Source organism: Nocardioides sp. Leaf285 (assembly GCF_001422955.1).
In the GTDB taxonomy this organism is placed as follows: Bacteria; Actinomycetota; Actinomycetes; order Propionibacteriales; family Nocardioidaceae; genus Nocardioides; species Nocardioides kribbensis.
Genome location: NZ_LMNH01000002.1, coordinates 274882 through 293310 on the forward strand (window position 1 = coordinate 274882; position 18429 = coordinate 293310).

Below are 18429 nucleotides of genomic sequence, written 5' to 3' on the forward strand. Positions count from 1 at the left end.
ACGCGCGGGCCGGTAGCCTCGCGCCCGTGACCGACGACCCGCTGGCCTGGCTGACCTCGCTCGAGGGCGTGCCCAGCGCGTTCGTCGCCGCCCGCGACGGCATCGACGTGATGCTGCGCGACCGCGGGCTGCGGCGTACGTCCCCGGAGACGACGGCGGAGTCGCTGCTGCGCGGCGCCCACGCCAGCGCGGTGCTGGAGGGCTCGGGCTCCTCGCTCGCCGAGGTGCGTGCGGGGGAGGGCGACGCGGTGGCCGCCGACGCGGTGCGGGTCTCCTCCGAGCTGCTCGCGCTCGTGCCCGCGCTGGGCCGCGCGCCGCTGCAGGCCCTGGCCCGGGTGCACGCGCTGGCCTCCGCCGGCTCGCTGCCCGAGGACGAGCGGGGCCGCCCGCGCGACGCCGCGGCCGCCGAGCGGCTGCGGGCGCTGGCGACGCTGCTCACCGCCGAGACCGCGGCCCCGGCGCTCGTCGTGGCCGCGGTGGTGCACGCCGACCTGGCGACCTCCGCGCCCTTCGCCTCCCACAACGGGGTCGTGGCGCGGGCGGCCGAGCGGCTGGTGCTGGTGGCGCGCGGGGTCGACGAGAAGTCGCTGGTCGTGCCCGAGGCCGGCCACCTCGCCCTGCGCGAGGCCTACGAGTCCAACCTGCGCGGCTACCGCGACGGCGGCGAGGCCGGCGTCCACTCCTGGCTGCTCTACGCCGCCGAGGCCTACGCCGCCGGCGCCGAGGCGAGCCCGCTGCGCCGCGAGGCGACCTGAGGCGACCTGAGGGGGAGCGCCGCGAGGCGATCCGAGACGTGCCCGTCGGGGCCCGGACATGCAGGTGGCACCCGGGCCATCGATCGACCTGGGTGCCACCGCTGACACGCGAGCCGCCGGCTACCAGGCGTGCATCACTACTGCTGCTGCGGGAGTGTCCCGCTGGCATGCGCCCATAAGAAGGGTGGATCGCCGCGTGGGTACCCCGGACCGCGTGTACGTCTCTGTTGAGGTGTCCCGACCCCGTCCTACCGGGCCGGTGAGGCCTTCCCGCTCCTGCTGGCCTCGTGACTCCATGTGTACGCCGGTGTGACCTGGAGCACAAGACCTACCCGGCGGTAGGTCGCCGACGGCGTGTGCCGGCCCAGACCGCGCCGCCCACCGCGACGACGCCGGTGACGGCCAGCGCGGCGAGCGTCGAGCGACCGCCGGGCAGACGCGAGCGCAGGGCCACGGGCCGGGTGAAGACGAGCACGGGCCAGTCGCGGGCGACCGCGATGCGGCGCAGGTCCTTGTCGGGGTTGACGGCGTGCGGGTGGCCCACGGCCTCGAGCATCGCGGTGTCGGTGACCGAATCGCTGTAGGCGTAGCTGGCCGCGAGGTCGTAGCCGCGCTCCGCGGCCAGCGCGCGGATGGCGGCGGCCTTCTCCTCGGCGTAGGCGTAGTAGGCGATCTCGCCGGTGTAGCGGCCGTCGACCTCCTCCAGCCGGGTCGCCACCACGAGGTCGGCGCCCAGCATGGCCCCGATCGGCTCGACCACCTCGCTGCCGGAGGTGGAGACGATGACGACGTCGCGCCCGGCGGCGTGGTGCTCCTCGATGAGGCCGACCGCCTCCTCGTAGACCAGCGGGTCGACGATGGTGTGGAGGGTCTCCGCGACGATCTCGCGCACCGTGGCGACGTCCCACCCCGCGACCAGCTGCGACATGAAGTGCCGCATCTTCTCCATCTGGTCGTGGTCGGCGCCGCCGGTCAGGTAGACGAACTGGCCGTAGGCCGAGCGCACGACGGCGCGCCGGGAGATCAGGCCCCCGGCCTGGAAGGGCTTGGTGAAGGCCATGGCGCTCGACTTGGCGATGATCGTCTTGTCGAGGTCGAAGAAGGCCGCTCCCGGCATGTCTCCAGCATAGGGACCCCGCGGGCGGCGCGCGGGCGAGTGCCACGGGTGACCACGAGTCGTCCCCAGGGCGGCCGGCGCGCGGCCCTGTCCACAGCGGTGGCCGCAGGCGCGGCGTACGGCGTGACGGCGGGTGAGGCTCGCCGGCATGGACGCACCCCTGCTGCTCACCCGCGACCCGCTGCTGCTCGACGAGGTCGCCCGGCTCGCGGCCGCGGCGGGCGCCCGGCCCCACGCGACCGACGACGTGGCCGGCGCCCTGCGGGCCTGGTCGACCGCCCCGGTCGTGCTGGTGGGCGTCGACCTCGCGCCGCAGCTGGCCCGGCTCGGGCCCGACCGGCGGGGGCAGGTGCACGTGGTCGCCCTCGACGACGTCGGACCTGCCGGTCTGCGCACCGCCCTCGAGCTGGGGGCGGAGTCGGTGCTCCCGGTCGGTGCCGCCCCGGGGCGGCTCACCGAGGTGCTGACCGACCTGGGGGAGGGGCGGGCCTCGCCGGGGCGCACGATCGCGGTGGTCGGCGGATCCGGTGGGGCGGGCGCCACGACGGTGGCCTGCGCCCTGGGTCAGGTGGCGGCCGCGGCCGGCACGTCGCTCGTGGTCGACCTCGACCCGCTGGGTCCCGGCGCCGACCGGGTGCTGGGCCTCGAGCGGGCGGCCGGGGTCCGCTGGGGCTCCGTGGCCGAGACCACGGGCCGGCTGAGCTCGCGTGCGCTGCGCGAGGCGCTCCCGCGCCGCGCGGGCCTCGGGGTGCTCGGCTGGGCCGCCGGCCGGGCCGAGTCGCTCGATCCCGGCGCGGTGCGCGAGGTGGTCTCGGCGGCGCGCCGCGGGCACGACACGGTCGTCGTCGACCTGCCGCGCGTCCTCGACGCCACCACCGGCGAGGTCAGGGCCCGCAGCGACCTCGTCGTGGTGGTCGTGAGCGCCACCGTGCCCGGGGTCACCGCCGCGGCGCGGCTGTGCGACCGGTTGGCCGCGGAGGCCGGCGGTGGGGGTGCGCCGGGCGAGGCCGGCGGGGTCGCCCTGGTCGTGCGGGGCCGGGCCCTGACGGCGTCGGAGGTGACCCGCGCGACGGGCCTGCCCGTGCTCGCCGTGGTGCCCGAGGTGCGCCGGCTGCGCGAGTGGTGCGACCTGGGCCTGGGGCCGGTCCACGGGCGGCGCAGCCCGCTGTCCCGGCCGATGGGGGAGGTCCTCGGCGCGGTGCCCGCTCCGGTGCGGACGAGGGCCGCGGCATGACCGGCACGACCGGAGTGACCGGGCTCCAGGCCCCGCAGGTGGGCGCGCCACCGGCCGAGACGGTGGAGGCGGTGCGCGAGCGGCTGGCCGCCGAGCCCGGCGAGCTGACCCCGCACCGCGTGGCCCAGGCGCTGCGGGCCACGGGGCGCCCGGTCGGCGACGCCACGGTCCTCGCCGTGCACGACGCGCTGCGCCGCGACGTCGTCGGTGCCGGGCCGCTCGAGCCCCTGCTGCGCGTCCCGGGCGTCACCGACGTGCTGGTCAACGGCCCCGACCAGGTGTTCCTCGACCGCGGGGCCGGTCTCGAGCCCGCCGGGGTGCGCTTCCCCGACGACCAGGCCGTGCGACGCCTCGCCCAGCGCCTGGCCGCGCTGGCCGGTCGCCGCCTCGACGACGCCAGCCCCTGCGCCGACCTGCGGCTGCTCGACGGCACCCGCTTCCACGCCGTCCTCTCCCCGGTGGCCCGCCCCGGCACCACCATCTCCCTGCGCGTGCCCTCCCGTCGGGCCCTCGACCTCGACGCGCTGCGGGCCGCCGGTGCGGTCGGCCCCGACGCCGCGCACCTGCTGCGCGCCGTCGTGGCCTCGCGGCGGGCCTTCCTGGTCACCGGCGGCACCGGCTCGGGCAAGACCACGCTCCTGGCCGCCCTGCTGGCCCTCGTGGACCCCGCCGAGCGGCTGCTCGTGGTCGAGGACTCCTCCGAGCTGCGTCCCGACCACCCCCACGTCGTGGGTCTCGAGGCGCGCACCCCCAACATCGAGGGCGTCGGCGGCATCGAGGTGCGCGAGCTGGTCCGTCAGGCCCTGCGCATGCGCCCCGACCGGCTGGTGGTCGGCGAGGTCCGCGGCGCCGAGGTCGTCGACCTCCTGGCGGCGCTCAACACCGGCCACGAGGGCGGCTGCGGCACGCTGCACGCCAACTCCGCGACCGACGTGCCGGCGCGGGTCGAGGCGCTGGCCCTCGCGGCCGGGCTCGGCCGGGCGGCGGCCCACAGCCAGCTGGCCTCGGGCATCGACCTGGTCCTCCACCTGCGCCGCGGCGGCGACGGGGTGCGCCGGCTGGTCGAGGTGGCGGTGCCCGACCGCGGCGCCGACGGCATCGTGCGGATGCAGGTCGCGGCCCGGCTGGGGCCACCTGCGCCGCACGGCGACCGCGACCTGGTGGAGGGTCCTGCGGCCGACCGTCTCGCCGCCCTGCTCGCCGACCCCGACGCCGACCCCGGCGCGGGATCGGCGCCCGGGTCGCGGCCGTGACGAGCTCCGGCCCCGCCACCTGGGTGGCGCACGGTGCGCCGGCGGCCGCGGTGGCGTGCCTCGCCGCCGTGTCCGCCGCGCTCGCCGTCGCCCTCCTGCTGCCTCCGCGGCCCCGGGTCGCGACCGCGCGGGGCGGGGCGGGGCGGGCGACGCCCGGTCGGGTCGTGCCGACCGGGGTCGGCGTCGTGGCACTGCTCCTCCTCGCCGCCTCGCTGGGGCCCGAGGCCGTCGCGCTGGCCGTGGTGCTCGCCGGCGCCGCGGGCGCCACGGCCCGGCTCTGGGCCGCCCGTCGCGCCGCCCGCGAGGCGCACCGCACCTCCACCCGGGTCCTGGAGACGTGCGAGCGGCTCGCCGCCGAGCTCGCGGCCGGGCGGCCGCCGGTGCTGGCCCTCGGCCACGCCGCCCAGGAGTGGGCGGCCCTCTCCCCGGTCGCCGAGAGCCTGCGCCTGGGCACCGACGTCGCCGAGGCGTGGCGCACGGTCGCGCGGCAGCCGGGCGCCGGTGACCTGCGCCTGCTGGCCGCGGCGTGGCAGGTCGCCCACCGCACCGGTGTGGGTCTGGCCGCCGCGGTCGACCGGGTCGCGGTCGAACTGCGCGCCGTGCGCTCCACCGAGCGGGTGGTCCGCGGCGAGCTCGCCTCGGTGCGGGCCACCGTCAAGCTCGTCGCCGCACTGCCGCTCCTCGCGCTCGCCATGGGGTCGGGTGCCGGCGGCGACCCCTGGGGCTTCCTGCTCGGCGAGCCGGTCGGCCTGGCCTGCCTGGCCGCCGGCGTGACCTGCGCCCTGGCCGGTGTGGCCTGGGTCGAGGCCATCGCCCGGTCGGTGGAGCAGGGCCGGTGACGCCCGGGCTCCTCGCGGCCCTCGCCGCAGCGGCGGCGGTGGCGCTGCTGCTGCCGAGCCCGGCGCGGCCTCCCGACCCGTGCCCCGGCGACGCGTGGGGCGGCCCCGCGGGGACCGCTGCGGCCGCCGGCGGCGCGTCGGGCGTGGGCTGGCTGCACCGTCACCGTCTGCTCTGGTCGCTCCTCGGCGCCGTCGGGGCCTGGGCCTTCGTGTCCGGCACGGCCGGCGCGGTGCTGGCCCCGGCCGTGGGCGCGGCGGTGTGGGTCGGCATCGGGCGCGCCGAGCCGGCGCCCGCCCGACGCGAGCGGGAGGCGGTGAGGCGCGAGCTGCCCCACCTCGTGGCGCTCGTGGGCTCCGCGCTGGGGGCCGGGGCCTCTCCGGGGGCCGCCGTGGAGCTCGCGACCGCTGCGCTCCCGGGGCCCGCCGCCGAGCGTCTGGAGCCGGCGGTGCACCGCCTGCGCCTGGGCCTCGACCCGGGCGAGGTCTGGCGCCTCGTCACCGCCGACGCCGACCTGGCCCCTCTGGGCCGGGCCCTGGGCCGGGCCCACGAGACGGGCGCCCCGGTGGTCGCCGCCGTCGAGCGGCTCGCGGAGGAGCTGGCGCGCTCCGCCCGGGCCGACGTGGAGGACCGCGCCCGGGCCGTCGGCGTCCGGGCGGCTGCCCCGCTGGGGCTGTGCCTGCTGCCGGCCTTCCTCCTCGTCGGGATCGTGCCGGTGGTCGCGGGCCTGCTCGAGAGCCTCGCGTGGTGAGCGACCTGACCACCAACCGTGCACACGCCCACCCTGTGGCCGGGCCCTCCACAGGCTCGCCCGCGGGCCGCACCGCCAGGCCTCGGCGGCGCCAGGGTCGAGACACGGCGCCGCGCCCGCGGCGCCACGACGCGAGGAGAGAGATGACCACGACCGCCGAGCACCACACGGCCCCTGTCGGCCCCGTCCCCGGCCCCGACACCGCCGCCAGCACCGCAGCCGGCACCGCAGTCGGCACCGCAGTCGGCACCGCAGCCGGCACCGCAGCCGGCAACGCCGCCGGCAACGCCACTGCCTCTGGCACCCCCGCCCCGGCGCCTCGCCCGCCCCGGGCCCTCCGCCTGGCGCGTCCGGGCGTCGACCGCCCCGGCCCGTGGCCGGTCTCGCGGACCGGCCGCCGTCGTCGGCCGGCGCTCTACGCCGTGCCCGGCACCCGTCCGGCTCCCGCGTCCCTGTCAGCGTCCCCGGCAGCGTCCCCGGCAGCGTCCCCGGCGGGATCCCCGGCCGACACCCGCGCTACGGCCCCCGAGGCGGGCATCACCACCGCGGAGTACGCCGTCGGCACCGCTGCGGGCGCCGGCCTGGCCGGGCTGCTCTACAAGATGCTGACCGGTGGCTTCGGCGACCAGCTGCTCACCCGGCTCTTCGACCACGTGCTCGGGCTGCTGGGCATCGGATGAGCCGGGAGCCGTCGCCCCGACGCGGCGAGCGCGGCGCCGTGACCGCCGAGGCCGCGATGGTCCTGCCGGCCATGGTGGCCGTGACCGCGGCCCTCGTGTGGGTGCTCTCGCTGGTGCTGGGCCAGGTCCGCGTGGTCGACGCGGCCCGGGAGGGGGCGCGGGTGGCGGCGCGGGGCGACGGCGAGGCGGCCGCGGTGGCAGCGGCGCGCCGGGTGGCTCCCAGCGGCGCCACCGTCTCGGTGGTCCGCTCGGGTGACACCGTCACCGTCACTGTCACCGCGCGACTCGACGGCCCGGGGGGAGTCGTCGGGTCGCTGCCGGGTGCGGAGGTGGCCGCCGATGCGGTCGCCGCGGTGGAGGTGGGCGTGTGACCGTCCCGGTCACGAGGCCCGCCGGCGGGCCGGCCGCGCCCGAGCGGGGGGAGCGGGTGGAGCGGGGGGAGCGCGGTCAGCGCGGTGCGGCCACGGTGCTCGGCGTCGCCCTGCTCGGGGTGCTGCTCCTGGTGGCGGCGGCGCTGGGCACGGTGGGGGCGGTGTTCGCCGCGCACCGCTCGGCCCAGGCCGCCGCCGACCTCGCTGCGCTCGCCGGGGCCGGCGCCCTGCAGCAGGGCGCGGACGCCTGCTCCGCGGCCGCCCGGGTGGCGGGCGACAACGGCGCCGAGGCCGTGCGGTGCACGGTCACGGGCTCCGAGGTGGAGGTCGAGGCGCTGGTGCGCGGGCCGCGGTGGCTGGGCCGGTCCGCCGACCCCGTGGGTGTCGCCCGCGCGGGCCCGGCCTGACGCGGGCGCTGCGGTCGTGGCCGGTCTCAGGCCCCGGCGGCGGACCCGTCGGGGTCGGCGCCGGTGAGCAGCAGGTCGAGCAGCCGGCCCGCGGCGGCCTTGTCGAGCGGGTTGTTCTGGTTGCCGCACTTGGGCGACTGCACGCAGGAGGGGCAGCCGTCGGCGCACTCGCAGGTCGCGATGGTCTCGCGGGTCGCGGTCAGCCACGCCCGGGCGGCGTGGAAGCCCCGCTCGGCGAAGCCGGCCCCGCCCGGGTGGCCGTCGTGCACGAAGACCGTCAGCTCGCCGGTGTCGGGGTGCATCGCGGTCGACACACCGCCGATGTCCCAGCGGTCGCACGTCGCGAAGAGCGGCAGCAGGCCGATCGAGCAGTGCTCGGCGGCGTGGGCGGCCCCGGGCAGGTCGTCGGCGGCCAGGCCCGCCGCGGCCAGGGTCGTGGCGGGCACGGTCCACCACACCGCGGTGGTGCGCAGCGCCCGCTCGGGCAGGTCGAGCAGCTCCTCCCCGACGACGTCGCCCCCGGGTTGGCGTCGCTTGAGGAAGGAGACCACCTGCTGCGACACGTCGACCTCGCCCACGCTGAGCCGGCACGGCCCCCAGGTGCGGTGACCCCGCTCGGCGACGATCGAGATGTCGGTGACCTCGCGCGCGGAGGTGGAGTAGTCGGGGTCGGCGCGGTGGATGACGGCGACGTGCTCCTCGAGGTCGAGGGAGTCGACCAGCCAGGTCTCGCCGCGGTGCACGTAGACCGCTCCGGGGTGGGCCGTGCCGTGGGCGCTGGAGGCGTCGACCGTGCCGACGACGCGACCGGTGCTGGCCTCGACGAGCGAGACCGGCGCGCCGCCGGTGGAGCGGATGTCGGCCAGGTCGGCCGCGCGGCGCGCGTCGGTCCAGTACCAGCCGCGGGGGCGGCGACGCAGCAGCCCGCCGGCGACCAGCTGGTCGAGCACGCCGCGCGTGGTGGGGCCGAAGAGGTCCAGCTCGTCGGCGGTGAGCGGAGCCTCCTGGGCGGCGGCGCACAGGTGGGGGGCCAGGACGTAGGGGTTGCCCGGGTCGAAGACGCTGGCCTCGACGGGGGCCCCGAAGAGGGCGTCGGGGTGGTGCACGAGGTAGGTGTCGAGCGGGTCGTCGCGGGCGACGAGTACCCCGACGGCGTCCTGGGCGCCGCGCCCGGCCCGGCCCACCTGCTGCCACAGGGCGGCGCGGGTGCCGGGGAAGCCGGCCATCAGCACCGCGTCGAGGCCGCTGACGTCGATGCCGAGCTCGAGGGCGTTGGTGGCGGCCAGTCCGCACAGCGACCCGTCGCGCAGCGCGGTCTCGATGGCGCGGCGCTCCTCGGGAAGGTAGCCGCCGCGGTAGGCCGCGACCCGGCGGGCCAGGGACGGCTCGACCTCGGCGACCAGGGCGGCCGCGGTCATCGCCACCTGCTCCGACCCCCGTCGCGACCGCACGAAGGCCAGCGTGCGCACGTCGTCGACCACCAGGTCGGCGAGCAGGTCGGCGACCTCCGAGGAGGCGGCGCGGCGCACCGGGGCGCCGTTCTCGCCGGTGTGGGAGGTCAACGGCGGCTCCCACAGCGCCACCGACACCCGACCCCGCGGCGACCCGTCGTCGGTGACCGGCTCCACGTCGAGCCCGGTGAGGCGGTGGGCGGCGGCCGCCGGGTCGGCCACCGTGGCCGAGGCCAGCACGAAGGTCGGGTCGGCGCCGTGCAGGGCGCACACGCGTCGCAGCCGGCGCAGCACGTGCGACACGTGCGCGCCGAACACGCCGCGGTAGTGGTGGCACTCGTCGACCACGACGTAGCGCAGCGAGCCGAGGAATCCGGCCCAGCGGGCGTGGCCCGGGAGCATCGAGCGGTGCAGCATGTCAGGGTTGGTGAGGAGGTACTCCCCGTGCTCGCGGGCCCAGTCGCGCTGGTCGCGACCGCTGTCGCCGTCGTGGGTCGTGGCGCGCACGTCGAGCCCCAGCGAGCGCAGCGAGGTCAGCTGGTCCTGGGCGAGCGCCTTGGTCGGGGCGACGTAGAGCACCCCCGCGCCGCGCTGTCCCCGGCTGCCCCGCGACTCGCGCACCGCGGTCAGCGCCGGCAGCTGGTAGGCCAGCGACTTGCCCGACGCCGTGCCGGTGGCGACCACCACGTGCTGCCCGGCCCGCACCGCCTCGGCGGCCTCGACCTGGTGGCTCCACAGCCGCTCGACCCCGCGGGCCTCGAGCGCGCCCCGCACGTCGGACGCGACCCAGGTCGGCCACGGGGCGTGGCGCGGATCGCGCGCGGCGAGCTCCTCGACGTGGGTCAGGCGGTCCTCGCGGCCCGGCACCGCGGCGAGGCGGTCGACCAGACCGGCTCGTGGGCGCAGGGGGAGGGCGGCGGTCATGGATCCGAGTGTCCCAGGGTCCACCGACAGCCCCGCAGGGCCGGGCGGTGCGGGCCGCTGGCGGCCGGCGCGGGGGCCTTCGTGCCACTGTCCGGGAGCGGCCAGGGCGCTGCGTCGGGGCGCAGCGCGGCGCGGGGGTCCGACCTTTACCCTTTTTGTGCGCCGGGGCCGCGAGCGTGGTTTCATATGGCTGGCCGAGTGTCATGGCGTCGCCCGCCCTCACGAGGTCCGCCAGATCGACTGGCACGGATTCCGCAGGCCGACATGGGAGTAGACGTGGACCTCACTCTTGCGACGCGCGACGTCGATGGGAAGACCATCGTTGCCGTCGGTGGCGAGATCGACGTCTACACCGCCCCCAAGCTGCGCGACAAGATCACCGAACTGGTCGCCGCCGGCACCTACGACCTCGTGGTCGACATGGAGGCCGTCGAGTTCCTCGACTCCACGGGCCTCGGCGTGCTCGTCGGCGGGCTGAAGAAGGTCCGGGCCCACGACGGGTCGCTGCACCTCGTGTGCACCCAGGACCGTCTGCTGAAGATCTTCCGGATCACCGGGCTGGCCAAGGTCTTCATGATCCACGACAGCGCCGACGACGCGCTGGCCGCCAGCTGACCGGTCCTCAGGACCGGCCGCCGGCCCCTCCCCTCCTCGCTGAGGAGCACCGGACCCGACCACCGTGGGGCCCGGCCGCGACCCGCGCCCCGGGCCGACACGTGTGACCCACGACACACAGTCGTGCGGTGAAGGGCGTCGGCGTGCGTAGACTCCGGCTCGTCCGTGAGACGCAGATCACGTTCCTGCGCCTGATCGTTCACTCCACCGCTCGCTCACCCAGCACGTAGGAGGAATCAGATGACGGGGATCCGACCCTTGGTCGTGGAGCTCTCCGGCGGCAACCTCGTCCTGGTCGTCATCGTTGCCCTCGTCGCGCTCGGTGCGCTGGCGATGGCGGCGATGTTCCGCCGGGAGGTCCTCGCCGCCGGTGAGGGCACCGCCAGCATGCAGACCATCGCCCAAGCCGTGCAGGAGGGCGCCAACGCCTACCTCACCCGACAGTTCCGGACGTTGGCGATCTTCGCCGCCGTCGCCTTCTTCGCCCTGCTGCTGCTGCCCGCGGACGACACCGTGGTGCGGATCTTCCGCTCGGTCTTCTTCGTCGTGGGAGCCGGCTTCTCCGCCACCGTCGGCTACCTGGGCATGAACCTCGCGGTGCGGGCCAACCTGCGCGTCGCCGCCGCGGCCGAGACCTCGGGCCGCGAGCCGGCGATGACGATCGGGCTGCGCACCGGGGCCATGGTCGGCATGCTGACCGTCGGCCTGGGCCTGCTGGGCGCGAGCCTGGTGGTGCTCTTCTTCCAGGACGAGGCCCCCGACGTGCTGGAGGGCTTCGGCTTCGGCGCCGCCCTGCTCGCGATGTTCATGCGCGTGGGCGGCGGCATCTTCACCAAGGCCGCCGACGTCGGCGCCGACCTGGTGGGCAAGGTCGAGAACAACATCCCCGAGGACGACCCGCGCAACGCCGCCACCATCGCCGACAACGTCGGCGACAACGTGGGCGACTGCGCCGGCATGGCCGCCGACCTCTTCGAGTCCTACGCCGTGACGCTCGTGGCGGCCCTCATCCTGGGCTCGCAGGCCTTCGGCGACCAGGGGCTGGTCTACCCGCTGCTCATCCCGGCCATCGGGGCCCTCACCGCAGTGGCGGGGGTCTACCTCACCCGCCCCAAGGCCGGCGAGAACGGCCTCACCACCATCAACCGGTCCTTCTACCTCTCCTCGGGCATCGCCGCCGTGGCCAGCGTGCTGCTCTCCTACGTCTACCTACCCGGCAGCTTCTCGGAGTTCGCCAACATCGCCCCCGACCTGGCCCAGGCCGACGGCGACCCGCGCTTCATCGCCTCGGCCGCCGTCGTCATCGGCATCGTGATGTCGGCCGGCATCCTGGCCCTCACCGGCTACTACACCGGCACCGAGTTCCGCCCGGTCAAGGACGTCGGCAAGACCTCGCTCACGGGCGCGGCTACCGTCATCCTCTCGGGCCTCTCGGTCGGCTTCGAGTCGGCCGTCTACACCACGCTGGTCATCGGGGCGGCGGTCTTCGGGGCCTACCTGCTCGGCGGAGCCGCGCTCACGGTGTCGCTCTTCGCGGTGGCGCTGGCCGGCACGGGCCTGCTGACCACGGTCGGCGTCATCGTCGCCATGGACACCTTCGGCCCGGTCTCCGACAACGCCCAGGGCATCGCGGAGATGTCCGGCGACGTCAGCGAGGAGGGGGCGCAGATCCTCACCGAGCTCGACGCGGTCGGCAACACCACGAAGGCCATCACCAAGGGCATCGCGATCGCCACGGCCGTGCTCGCCGCGACCGCGCTCTTCGGGTCCTACGCCACCTCGGTCTTCGAGTCCCTGGCCGACGCCGACCCGAGCCTGGAGGAGGCCAACCTCCTCGACTTCAGCGTCTTCAACCCCGCCGTCCTCGTCGGTGTGCTGCTCGGCGCCGCGGTGGTCTTCCTCTTCTCCGGCCTGGCCATCAACGCGGTCGCCCGTGCGGCCGGCGCGGTCGTCTACGAGGTGCGCCGCCAGTTCCGCGACATCCCCGGGATCATGGAGGGCACCGGACGCCCGGAGTACGGCAAGGTCGTCGACATCGTCACCAAGGACTCCCTGCGCGAGCTCGTCACACCGGGCATCCTCGCGGTGCTGGCCCCGATCGCCGTCGGCTTCGGGCTGGGCGCGACCGCCCTGGCCGGCTTCCTCGCGGGCGCCATCGGCACGGGCACGCTGATGGCGGTCTTCCTGGCCAACGCCGGCGGGGCCTGGGACAACGCCAAGAAGCTGGTCGAGGACGGCCACCACGGCGGCAAGGGCTCCGAGGCCCACGCCGCCACCGTCATCGGCGACACCGTCGGCGACCCCTTCAAGGACACCGCCGGCCCGGCGATCAACCCGCTGATCAAGGTGATGAACCTCGTCTCCCTGCTCATCGCCAGCGCGGTGGTCTCCCTCAGCGTGGGCAAGGACCAGAACGACGTCCTGCGCGTCGCCATCGCGGTCGCCGCCGTCGTCGTCATCGCGGTCGCGGTCTACATCTCCAAGCAGCGCGAGACCGCGATGGGCGACGAGCCGGCGCCGCCGAGCGCGCCACCGCCGCCCCCGACCGACGGCTACGTCGACCCGACGCCCACCGTCCAGCGCGAGCTGTGAGCACCGACCCGCCCGGTCCCCGACCGGGCGGGTCGCTCTCGTCGGGGCCTACGCTCGCCTGCGTGAGCGACCTTCCCCACCTCCTGCGCGAGGCCCTCGTCAGGGCCGACTTCACCTACGACGCCGTGGCCGGCCTGCTGGGTCGCCAGGCCCACGACGCCCTGGCCCGCAACGAGACGACCCCGGGGCTGCTCGCGACGGGCGACGGCTCGCCGCTGGCGACCCTGGTGCGCCTCTTCCTGCTCCAGACCGCCGTCTCGCGCGACGCCGCGGAGCGCGCGCTGCCGGGGCTGCTCGACGCGATGGCCGCGCAGGGTCTGGTCGAGCAGTCGGTGGGCGAGGTCGCGGCGCGCCTCGACGTGCGCCCCTACGCCACCGACCACGCCGACGAGACCGCGCACCTGTGGGTCGTCAGCGACCTCACGCCGGGTCTCGACGGCCTGCCGCAGCGCGTCGGCGGCGACCACGTGCTCGGGATCAGCCCGGCCTCGACCTCCCTGGCCCAGCTCACCCTGCGCGAGGAGGTCGACCGCAGCCTCGACCTCGGCACCGGGTGCGGGGTGCAGGCGCTGCACCTCGCGCGCCACAGCGGCCGCGTCGTCGCCACCGACGTCAACGCCAAGGCCCTGCGCCTGACTCGCTTCAACGCCGCGCTCAACGACGTCGCCGACCGCGTCGACGTGCGCGACGGGTCCTTCTTCGAGCCCGTCGCGGGGGAGCGCTTCGACCTGATCGCCACCAACCCGCCCTTCGTCATCAGCCCCGCCACCGGCGAGCGGCTGGTCTACCGCGACTCCGGTCTGCCCGGTGACCGGGTGGTGGAGGACATCGTGCGGGCCGCCCCCGACCACCTCACCGAGGGTGGCTGGTGCCAGGTGCTGGCCAACTGGGTCATCGCCCGCGACACGCCGTGGGACGAGCGCCTCGCCGGCTGGGTGGCCGACGACTGCGACGCGCTGGTGGTGCAGCGCGAGGTCCTCGACCCCGCGGCCTACGTCGAGCTGTGGCTCAAGGACGCCGGGCAGCACCCGAGCACCGGCGGCGCGAGCGCCGAGGACTACCGGCGTCGTTACGACACCTGGCTGTCGTGGTTCGACGAGCAGGGGGTCGAGGCCGTCGGCTTCGGCTGGATCAACCTGCGCCGCGGGGCGTCGGCCGCGCCGGACACCGCCGCGCGGACGCTGCTGGACTGGCCCTACGAGGTCGAGCAGCCGGTGGCGCCCGCCGTGCGCGACTGGGGCCGGGCCGCCGACGTCGTCGTCGGGGCCGGCAGCCGACTCGTGCTGCGCGTCGACGTGCTCCAGGAGACCGTCGGCGCGCCGGGCGCGGAGGATCCCGAGACCATCGTGCTGCGCCAGCAGCGCGGGCTGCGTCGCGCGCGGAAGGTCGACACCGTCGAGGCCGCCCTGGCGGGAGCCTGCGACGGCGAGCTGAGCATCGGCCAGATCCTCGACGCGGTCGCCGACCTGCTCGACCGCGACGCGGCCGACCTGCGCGCGCAGTACCTCCCCGTGGTCGCCGAGCTCGTCCGCGAGGGGTTCCTCGTCGCCTGAGCGCCCGGTCAGGCGGCCTCGCGCGCCTCGCGAGCCCGCTCGCGCAGCCGCGTCAGACGGACCCGGGTCGCGGCCGTGAGCAGGTCGGGCCTGCCCAGCGGCAGCAGGTCGGGCGCCTCCCGCGGTCGTTCGCGCCCCTCCAGGTCGCCCCACCGCAGGCCCACGAGGGCCCGCCGGACCAGCCCGCCGACCGCAGCGGGCGAGCCGGGCAGGGCGAGGGCGTCCTGGACCATCGTCAGGCGCAGCGACCCGTGGGGGTGGAACCACCCGTTGGCCCGGCCCACGGCCCAGCACAGCCCCCCGGCGAGGTGCGCGGCCGACCGCGCGCCCGTGACGACCTCCGGCTCCAGGACGCTCAGCGCCACCAGGGCCCGTCGCAGGGCGTAGGACGACTCGACGTCGAGGTGCGCGGCGGCCACGGCGTCGAGGAGCTCCCCGACTCCCTCGGCGCGGCGCCGGAGGGGCAGGTCCTCGAGGGTGTCGGGCAGGTCGGTGCCGTCGTCGTCCAGCGGGAGGTCGTCGAGGGCCTCCAGGGCCTCGCGCCCCCCGCAGACCCGCTCCAGCCAGGCCTGCACCTGCTCGTGCGCCGGCGGGGGTGGGGGAGGCGGTGGCGGCAGGGGCCGCCGCTCCTGGTCGTGCCGCCGCGCGACGTGCTCCCAGTCGGTGTGCTCCACCGGCTCGCTCCAGGCGTCGACCAGGCGGCCGTCGACGAGCACCAGGTGGGTCAGGCGGTGCTCACCGACCCCTCCGGGCCGCGGGTGGCGCGGCGCCGCGGACGGCTCGAACCAGCCCTGCCGTCGGTCGCTCTCCCAGATGTCGGGGTCCTGCACGGGGTCCTCCCAGGCTGTCGTCGGTGTCGGAGGGACCACGCTGGCACGCCGCGCCGACCCTCCGCAGCGCTCGTCCACAGGGCCCCGGCGTACGGGGCCGGGAGCTGTGGAGGAGGGCGCGGCGCAGCCGCGGGCCGGCGGGGCCTCGTGCGGACCGCGGCGGGGATCGTGGGGGTCACGCGCTACCGTGAGCCGCCGTGGGCCCCGTCTGGTGGCCCTCGTGCATCCCCCGAGCTCAGAACGGCTGGTCGCGTGGCACACAAGTTGGTGATCGTCGAGTCCCCGGCGAAGGCCCAGAAGATTGGTGGCTTCCTCGGCCGGGGCTACGTCGTGGAGTCCTCGGTCGGTCACATCCGCGACCTGCCCCAGAGCGCCGCCGACACCCCGGCGAAGATCAAGGACAAGCCCTGGGGCCGTCTCGCCGTCGACGTCGAGAACGGCTTCGAGCCGCACTACGTCGTGCCGCAGCGCCAGCGCGAGCAGGTGCGCAAGCTCAAGGGCCTGCTCAAGGAGGCCGACGAGCTCTACCTCGCCACCGATGAGGACCGCGAGGGCGAGGCCATCGCGTGGCACCTGCTCGACGAGCTGAAGCCGAAGAACATCCCCGTCAAGCGCATGGTCTTCCACGAGATCACCGAGCCGGCCATCCTCGCGGCCGCCGAGAACCCCCGCGACCTCGACATGGACCTCGTCGAGGCGCAGGAGGCCCGCCGCATCCTCGACCGCCTCTACGGCTACGAGGTCTCGCCGGTGCTGTGGAAGAAGGTCATGTCGGGCCTGTCGGCCGGGCGGGTGCAGTCGGTGGCGACCCGGCTGGTCGTCGACAAGGAGCGCGAGCGGATGGCCTTCCGCGTCGCGTCCTACTGGGACCTCGAGGGCACCTTCGACGCCGGCAGCAAGCACGAGCAGCGGATGTTCCCGGCCAAGGTGCACTCCGTCGACGGCTCCCGGGTGGCCCGCGGCTCCGACTTCGGGCAGGACGGCGTGCTGAAGTCGAGCGCCCAGGGCAAGGTCGTCCACCTCGACCGCGCCGCCGCCGAGGCCCTGTCCTCGGCGCTGCAGGAGACCCCCTTCGAGGTCCGCTCGGTCGAGTCCAAGCCCTACCGTCGCTCTCCCTACGCGCCCTTCCGCACCACGACGCTGCAGCAGGAGGCCAGCCGCAAGCTCGGCTTCAGCGCCTCCTCGACGATGTCGGTGGCCCAGCGGCTCTACGAGAACGGCTTCATCACCTACATGCGCACCGACTCCTCGACCCTCTCGGGCGGGGCGATCGACGCGGCGCGGGCCCAGGTGCGCGAGCTCTACGGCACCGACTACCTCCCCGACGCCCCCCGGGTCTACGCCGGCAAGGTGAAGAACGCCCAGGAGGCCCACGAGGCGATCCGCCCGGCGGGCGACACCTTCCGCACCCCGGCGCAGACCGGGCTGACCGGCGACCAGTTCCGCCTCTACGAGCTGATCTGGATGCGCACCGTCGCCTCGCAGATGAAGGACGCCGTCGGCAACACCGTCACGGTGCGCCTGGGCGGCGCGGCCGACACCGGCCAGGACGTGGTCTTCTCCGCCTCCGGCCGCACCATCACCTTCCACGGCTTCCTCAAGGCCTACGTCGAGGGCACCGACGAGGGCGCGGCCAAGGACGACGCCGAGACCCGCCTGCCCAACCTCAGCGAGGGCGACGCGCTCAGCGCCGCCTCGCTCTCCGCCTCCGGACACGAGACCAAGCCCCCGGCCCGCTACACCGAGGCCACGCTGGTCAAGGAGCTGGAGGAGCGCGAGATCGGGCGTCCCTCGACCTACGCCGCGATCATCAAGACCATCACCGACCGTGGCTACGTCTACAAGAAGGGCACCGCGCTCGTGCCGGCGTGGCTGGCCTTCTCGGTCGTGCGACTGCTCGTGGAGCACTTCCCGCGCCAGATCTCCTACGAGTTCACCGCCGAGATGGAGGACGTGCTCGATGAGATCGCGGCGGGCCGCAAGGACCGCAACACCGAGCTCGGCGAGTTCTACTACGGCAGCGGCGACGTGGTCGGTCTCAAGCGACTGGTCGACGAGCTCGGCGACATCGACGCCCGCGAGCTCGCGACCTTCCCCGTGGGCGGGCCCGACTCCGGCATCCACCTGCGCGTGGGCCGCTACGGGCCCTACCTCGAGGGCCCCGACGACGAGGGCAACCCGGTCGGCAAGCGCGCCAACGTGCCCGACGACCTCCCGCCCGACGAGCTGACGCTGGAGAAGGCCACCGAGCTCTTCGCCAACCCCGCGGGCGAGGAGATCCAGCTCGGCGTGCACCCCGAGACCGGTCTGCAGGTCGTGGCCAAGAACGGCCGCTTCGGCCCCTACGTCACCGAGGCGCTGCCCGAGGACGCCAAGAAGAGCGCCAAGCCCCGCACGGGCTCGCTGTTCAAGACCATGTCGCTCGACACGATCACCCTCGACGACGCCGTGCGCCTGCTCTCGCTGCCCCGCGTGGTGGGCGTGGGCGAGGACGGCGAGGAGATCACGGCGCAGAACGGCCGCTACGGGCCCTACCTGAAGAAGGGCAGCGACTCGCGCTCGCTGACCGCGGAGGAGCAGCTCTTCACCGTCACCCTCGACGAGGCGCTGAAGATCTACGCCCAGCCCAAGCAGCGCGGACGTGCCGCCGCGGCCCCGCCGCTCAAGGAGCTCGGCGACGACCCGGTCTCGGGCCAGCCGGTCGTGGTGAAGTCGGGCCGCTTCGGGGAGTACGTCACCGACGGGGAGTACAACGCCACCCTGCGCAAGGACGACTCGGTGGAGGCCATCACCCTCGAGCGCGCCGCCGAGCTGCTGGCCGAGCGCCGCGAGCGGGGGCCGGCCAAGAAGGCGGCCAAGAAGGGCGCGAAGAAGGCCCCGGCGAAGAAGACGGCGGCCAAGACCGCCGCCAAGAAGACGACGGCCAAGAAGACCGCGACCAAGACCGCCGCAAAGAAGACCGCGACCAAGACCGCCGCCAAGAAGGCCACGACGTCGACCACGACGACCACCGCGAAGAAGGCGGCGACGAAGGCGACGGCCGAGAAGGCCTGATCGGC

The 18429-nt window shown here is 75.7% G+C and carries 15 protein-coding genes; 12 read left to right on the forward strand and 3 right to left on the reverse strand.

The genetic code is table 11. From position 1 onward, the window contains the following. Positions 1-26: 26 nt before the first annotated feature. Entirely contained in the window at positions 27-755 is a 729-nt protein-coding gene (locus ASF47_RS06445) for a hypothetical protein (RefSeq protein WP_056863550.1), read from the forward strand. Positions 756-1083: 328 nt separating this feature from the next. On the opposite strand, the gene ASF47_RS06450 is transcribed toward ASF47_RS06445, so the two are convergent. Next, a complete protein-coding gene (locus ASF47_RS06450; protein ID WP_056863190.1) occupies positions 1084-1872 on the reverse strand; it encodes an HAD family hydrolase in 789 nt (262 codons plus the stop codon). Positions 1873-2020: 148 nt separating this feature from the next. Between ASF47_RS06450 and ssd the strand changes: the two genes are divergently transcribed. From ssd to ASF47_RS06485, 7 genes are all read left to right on the forward strand, one after another. Then, a complete protein-coding gene (gene ssd, locus ASF47_RS06455; protein WP_056863191.1) occupies positions 2021-3106 on the forward strand; it encodes a septum site-determining protein Ssd in 1086 nt (361 codons plus the stop codon). Next, complete coding sequence (locus ASF47_RS06460) at positions 3103-4359, forward strand: TadA family conjugal transfer-associated ATPase (RefSeq protein WP_056863192.1); 1257 nt, start codon at positions 3103-3105, stop codon at positions 4357-4359. The genes ssd and ASF47_RS06460 overlap by 4 nt, the downstream gene beginning before the upstream one ends. Further along, complete coding sequence (locus tag ASF47_RS06465) at positions 4356-5198, forward strand: type II secretion system F family protein (protein WP_056863193.1); 843 nt, start codon at positions 4356-4358, stop codon at positions 5196-5198. Before ASF47_RS06460 ends, ASF47_RS06465 begins: the two co-directional genes overlap by 4 nt. Beyond that, positions 5195-5947: a type II secretion system F family protein gene (locus ASF47_RS06470; RefSeq protein WP_056863194.1), complete on the forward strand. Its 753-nt coding sequence runs from the start codon at positions 5195-5197 to the stop codon at positions 5945-5947. Before ASF47_RS06465 ends, ASF47_RS06470 begins: the two co-directional genes overlap by 4 nt. Before the next feature lie 143 nt (positions 5948-6090). Continuing rightward, positions 6091-6627: a DUF4244 domain-containing protein gene (locus ASF47_RS21865; protein ID WP_056863195.1), complete on the forward strand. Its 537-nt coding sequence runs from the start codon at positions 6091-6093 to the stop codon at positions 6625-6627. Beyond that, complete coding sequence (locus ASF47_RS06480; protein WP_056863196.1) at positions 6624-6998, forward strand: TadE family protein; 375 nt, start codon at positions 6624-6626, stop codon at positions 6996-6998. The genes ASF47_RS21865 and ASF47_RS06480 overlap by 4 nt, the downstream gene beginning before the upstream one ends. Then, positions 6995-7405 carry an Rv3654c family TadE-like protein gene (locus ASF47_RS06485; protein WP_165699028.1) on the forward strand — a complete coding sequence of 137 codons (411 nt, stop codon included), beginning with the start codon at positions 6995-6997 and terminating at the stop codon, positions 7403-7405. Before ASF47_RS06480 ends, ASF47_RS06485 begins: the two co-directional genes overlap by 4 nt. A 26-nt stretch (positions 7406-7431) precedes the next feature. Here ASF47_RS06485 and ASF47_RS06490 read toward each other — a convergent pair whose 3' ends face one another. Next, the gene (locus ASF47_RS06490) at positions 7432-9780 is read right to left on the reverse strand and encodes a DEAD/DEAH box helicase (protein ID WP_056863197.1); all 2349 of its coding nucleotides are present in this window, start codon (positions 9778-9780) and stop codon (positions 7432-7434) included. Positions 9781-10056: 276 nt separating this feature from the next. On the opposite strand from ASF47_RS06490, the gene ASF47_RS06495 reads away from it, so the two are divergent. The 3 genes from ASF47_RS06495 to ASF47_RS06505 all read left to right on the forward strand — a co-directional run bounded on the left by ASF47_RS06495 (position 10057) and on the right by ASF47_RS06505 (position 14540). Further along, positions 10057-10395, forward strand: coding sequence for an anti-sigma factor antagonist (locus ASF47_RS06495; protein WP_056863198.1), 339 nt, complete (start codon positions 10057-10059; stop codon positions 10393-10395). 240 nt (positions 10396-10635) lie between these two features. After that, positions 10636-12987: a sodium-translocating pyrophosphatase gene (locus tag ASF47_RS06500; RefSeq protein ID WP_056863199.1), complete on the forward strand. Its 2352-nt coding sequence runs from the start codon at positions 10636-10638 to the stop codon at positions 12985-12987. A gap of 62 nt (positions 12988-13049) precedes the next feature. Then, a complete protein-coding gene (locus ASF47_RS06505; protein WP_056863200.1) occupies positions 13050-14540 on the forward strand; it encodes a DUF7059 domain-containing protein in 1491 nt (496 codons plus the stop codon). An 8-nt stretch (positions 14541-14548) separates the two neighbouring features. Here the strand turns inward: ASF47_RS06505 and ASF47_RS06510 are convergent, their stop codons facing one another. Next, the gene (locus tag ASF47_RS06510; RefSeq protein ID WP_056863201.1) at positions 14549-15370 is read right to left on the reverse strand and encodes a hypothetical protein; all 822 of its coding nucleotides are present in this window, start codon (positions 15368-15370) and stop codon (positions 14549-14551) included. A 252-nt stretch (positions 15371-15622) separates the two neighbouring features. Between ASF47_RS06510 and topA the strand changes: the two genes are divergently transcribed. Then, positions 15623-18424 carry a type I DNA topoisomerase gene (gene topA / locus ASF47_RS06515; RefSeq protein ID WP_056863202.1) on the forward strand — a complete coding sequence of 934 codons (2802 nt, stop codon included), beginning with the start codon at positions 15623-15625 and terminating at the stop codon, positions 18422-18424. Positions 18425-18429 lie beyond the last annotated feature (5 nt).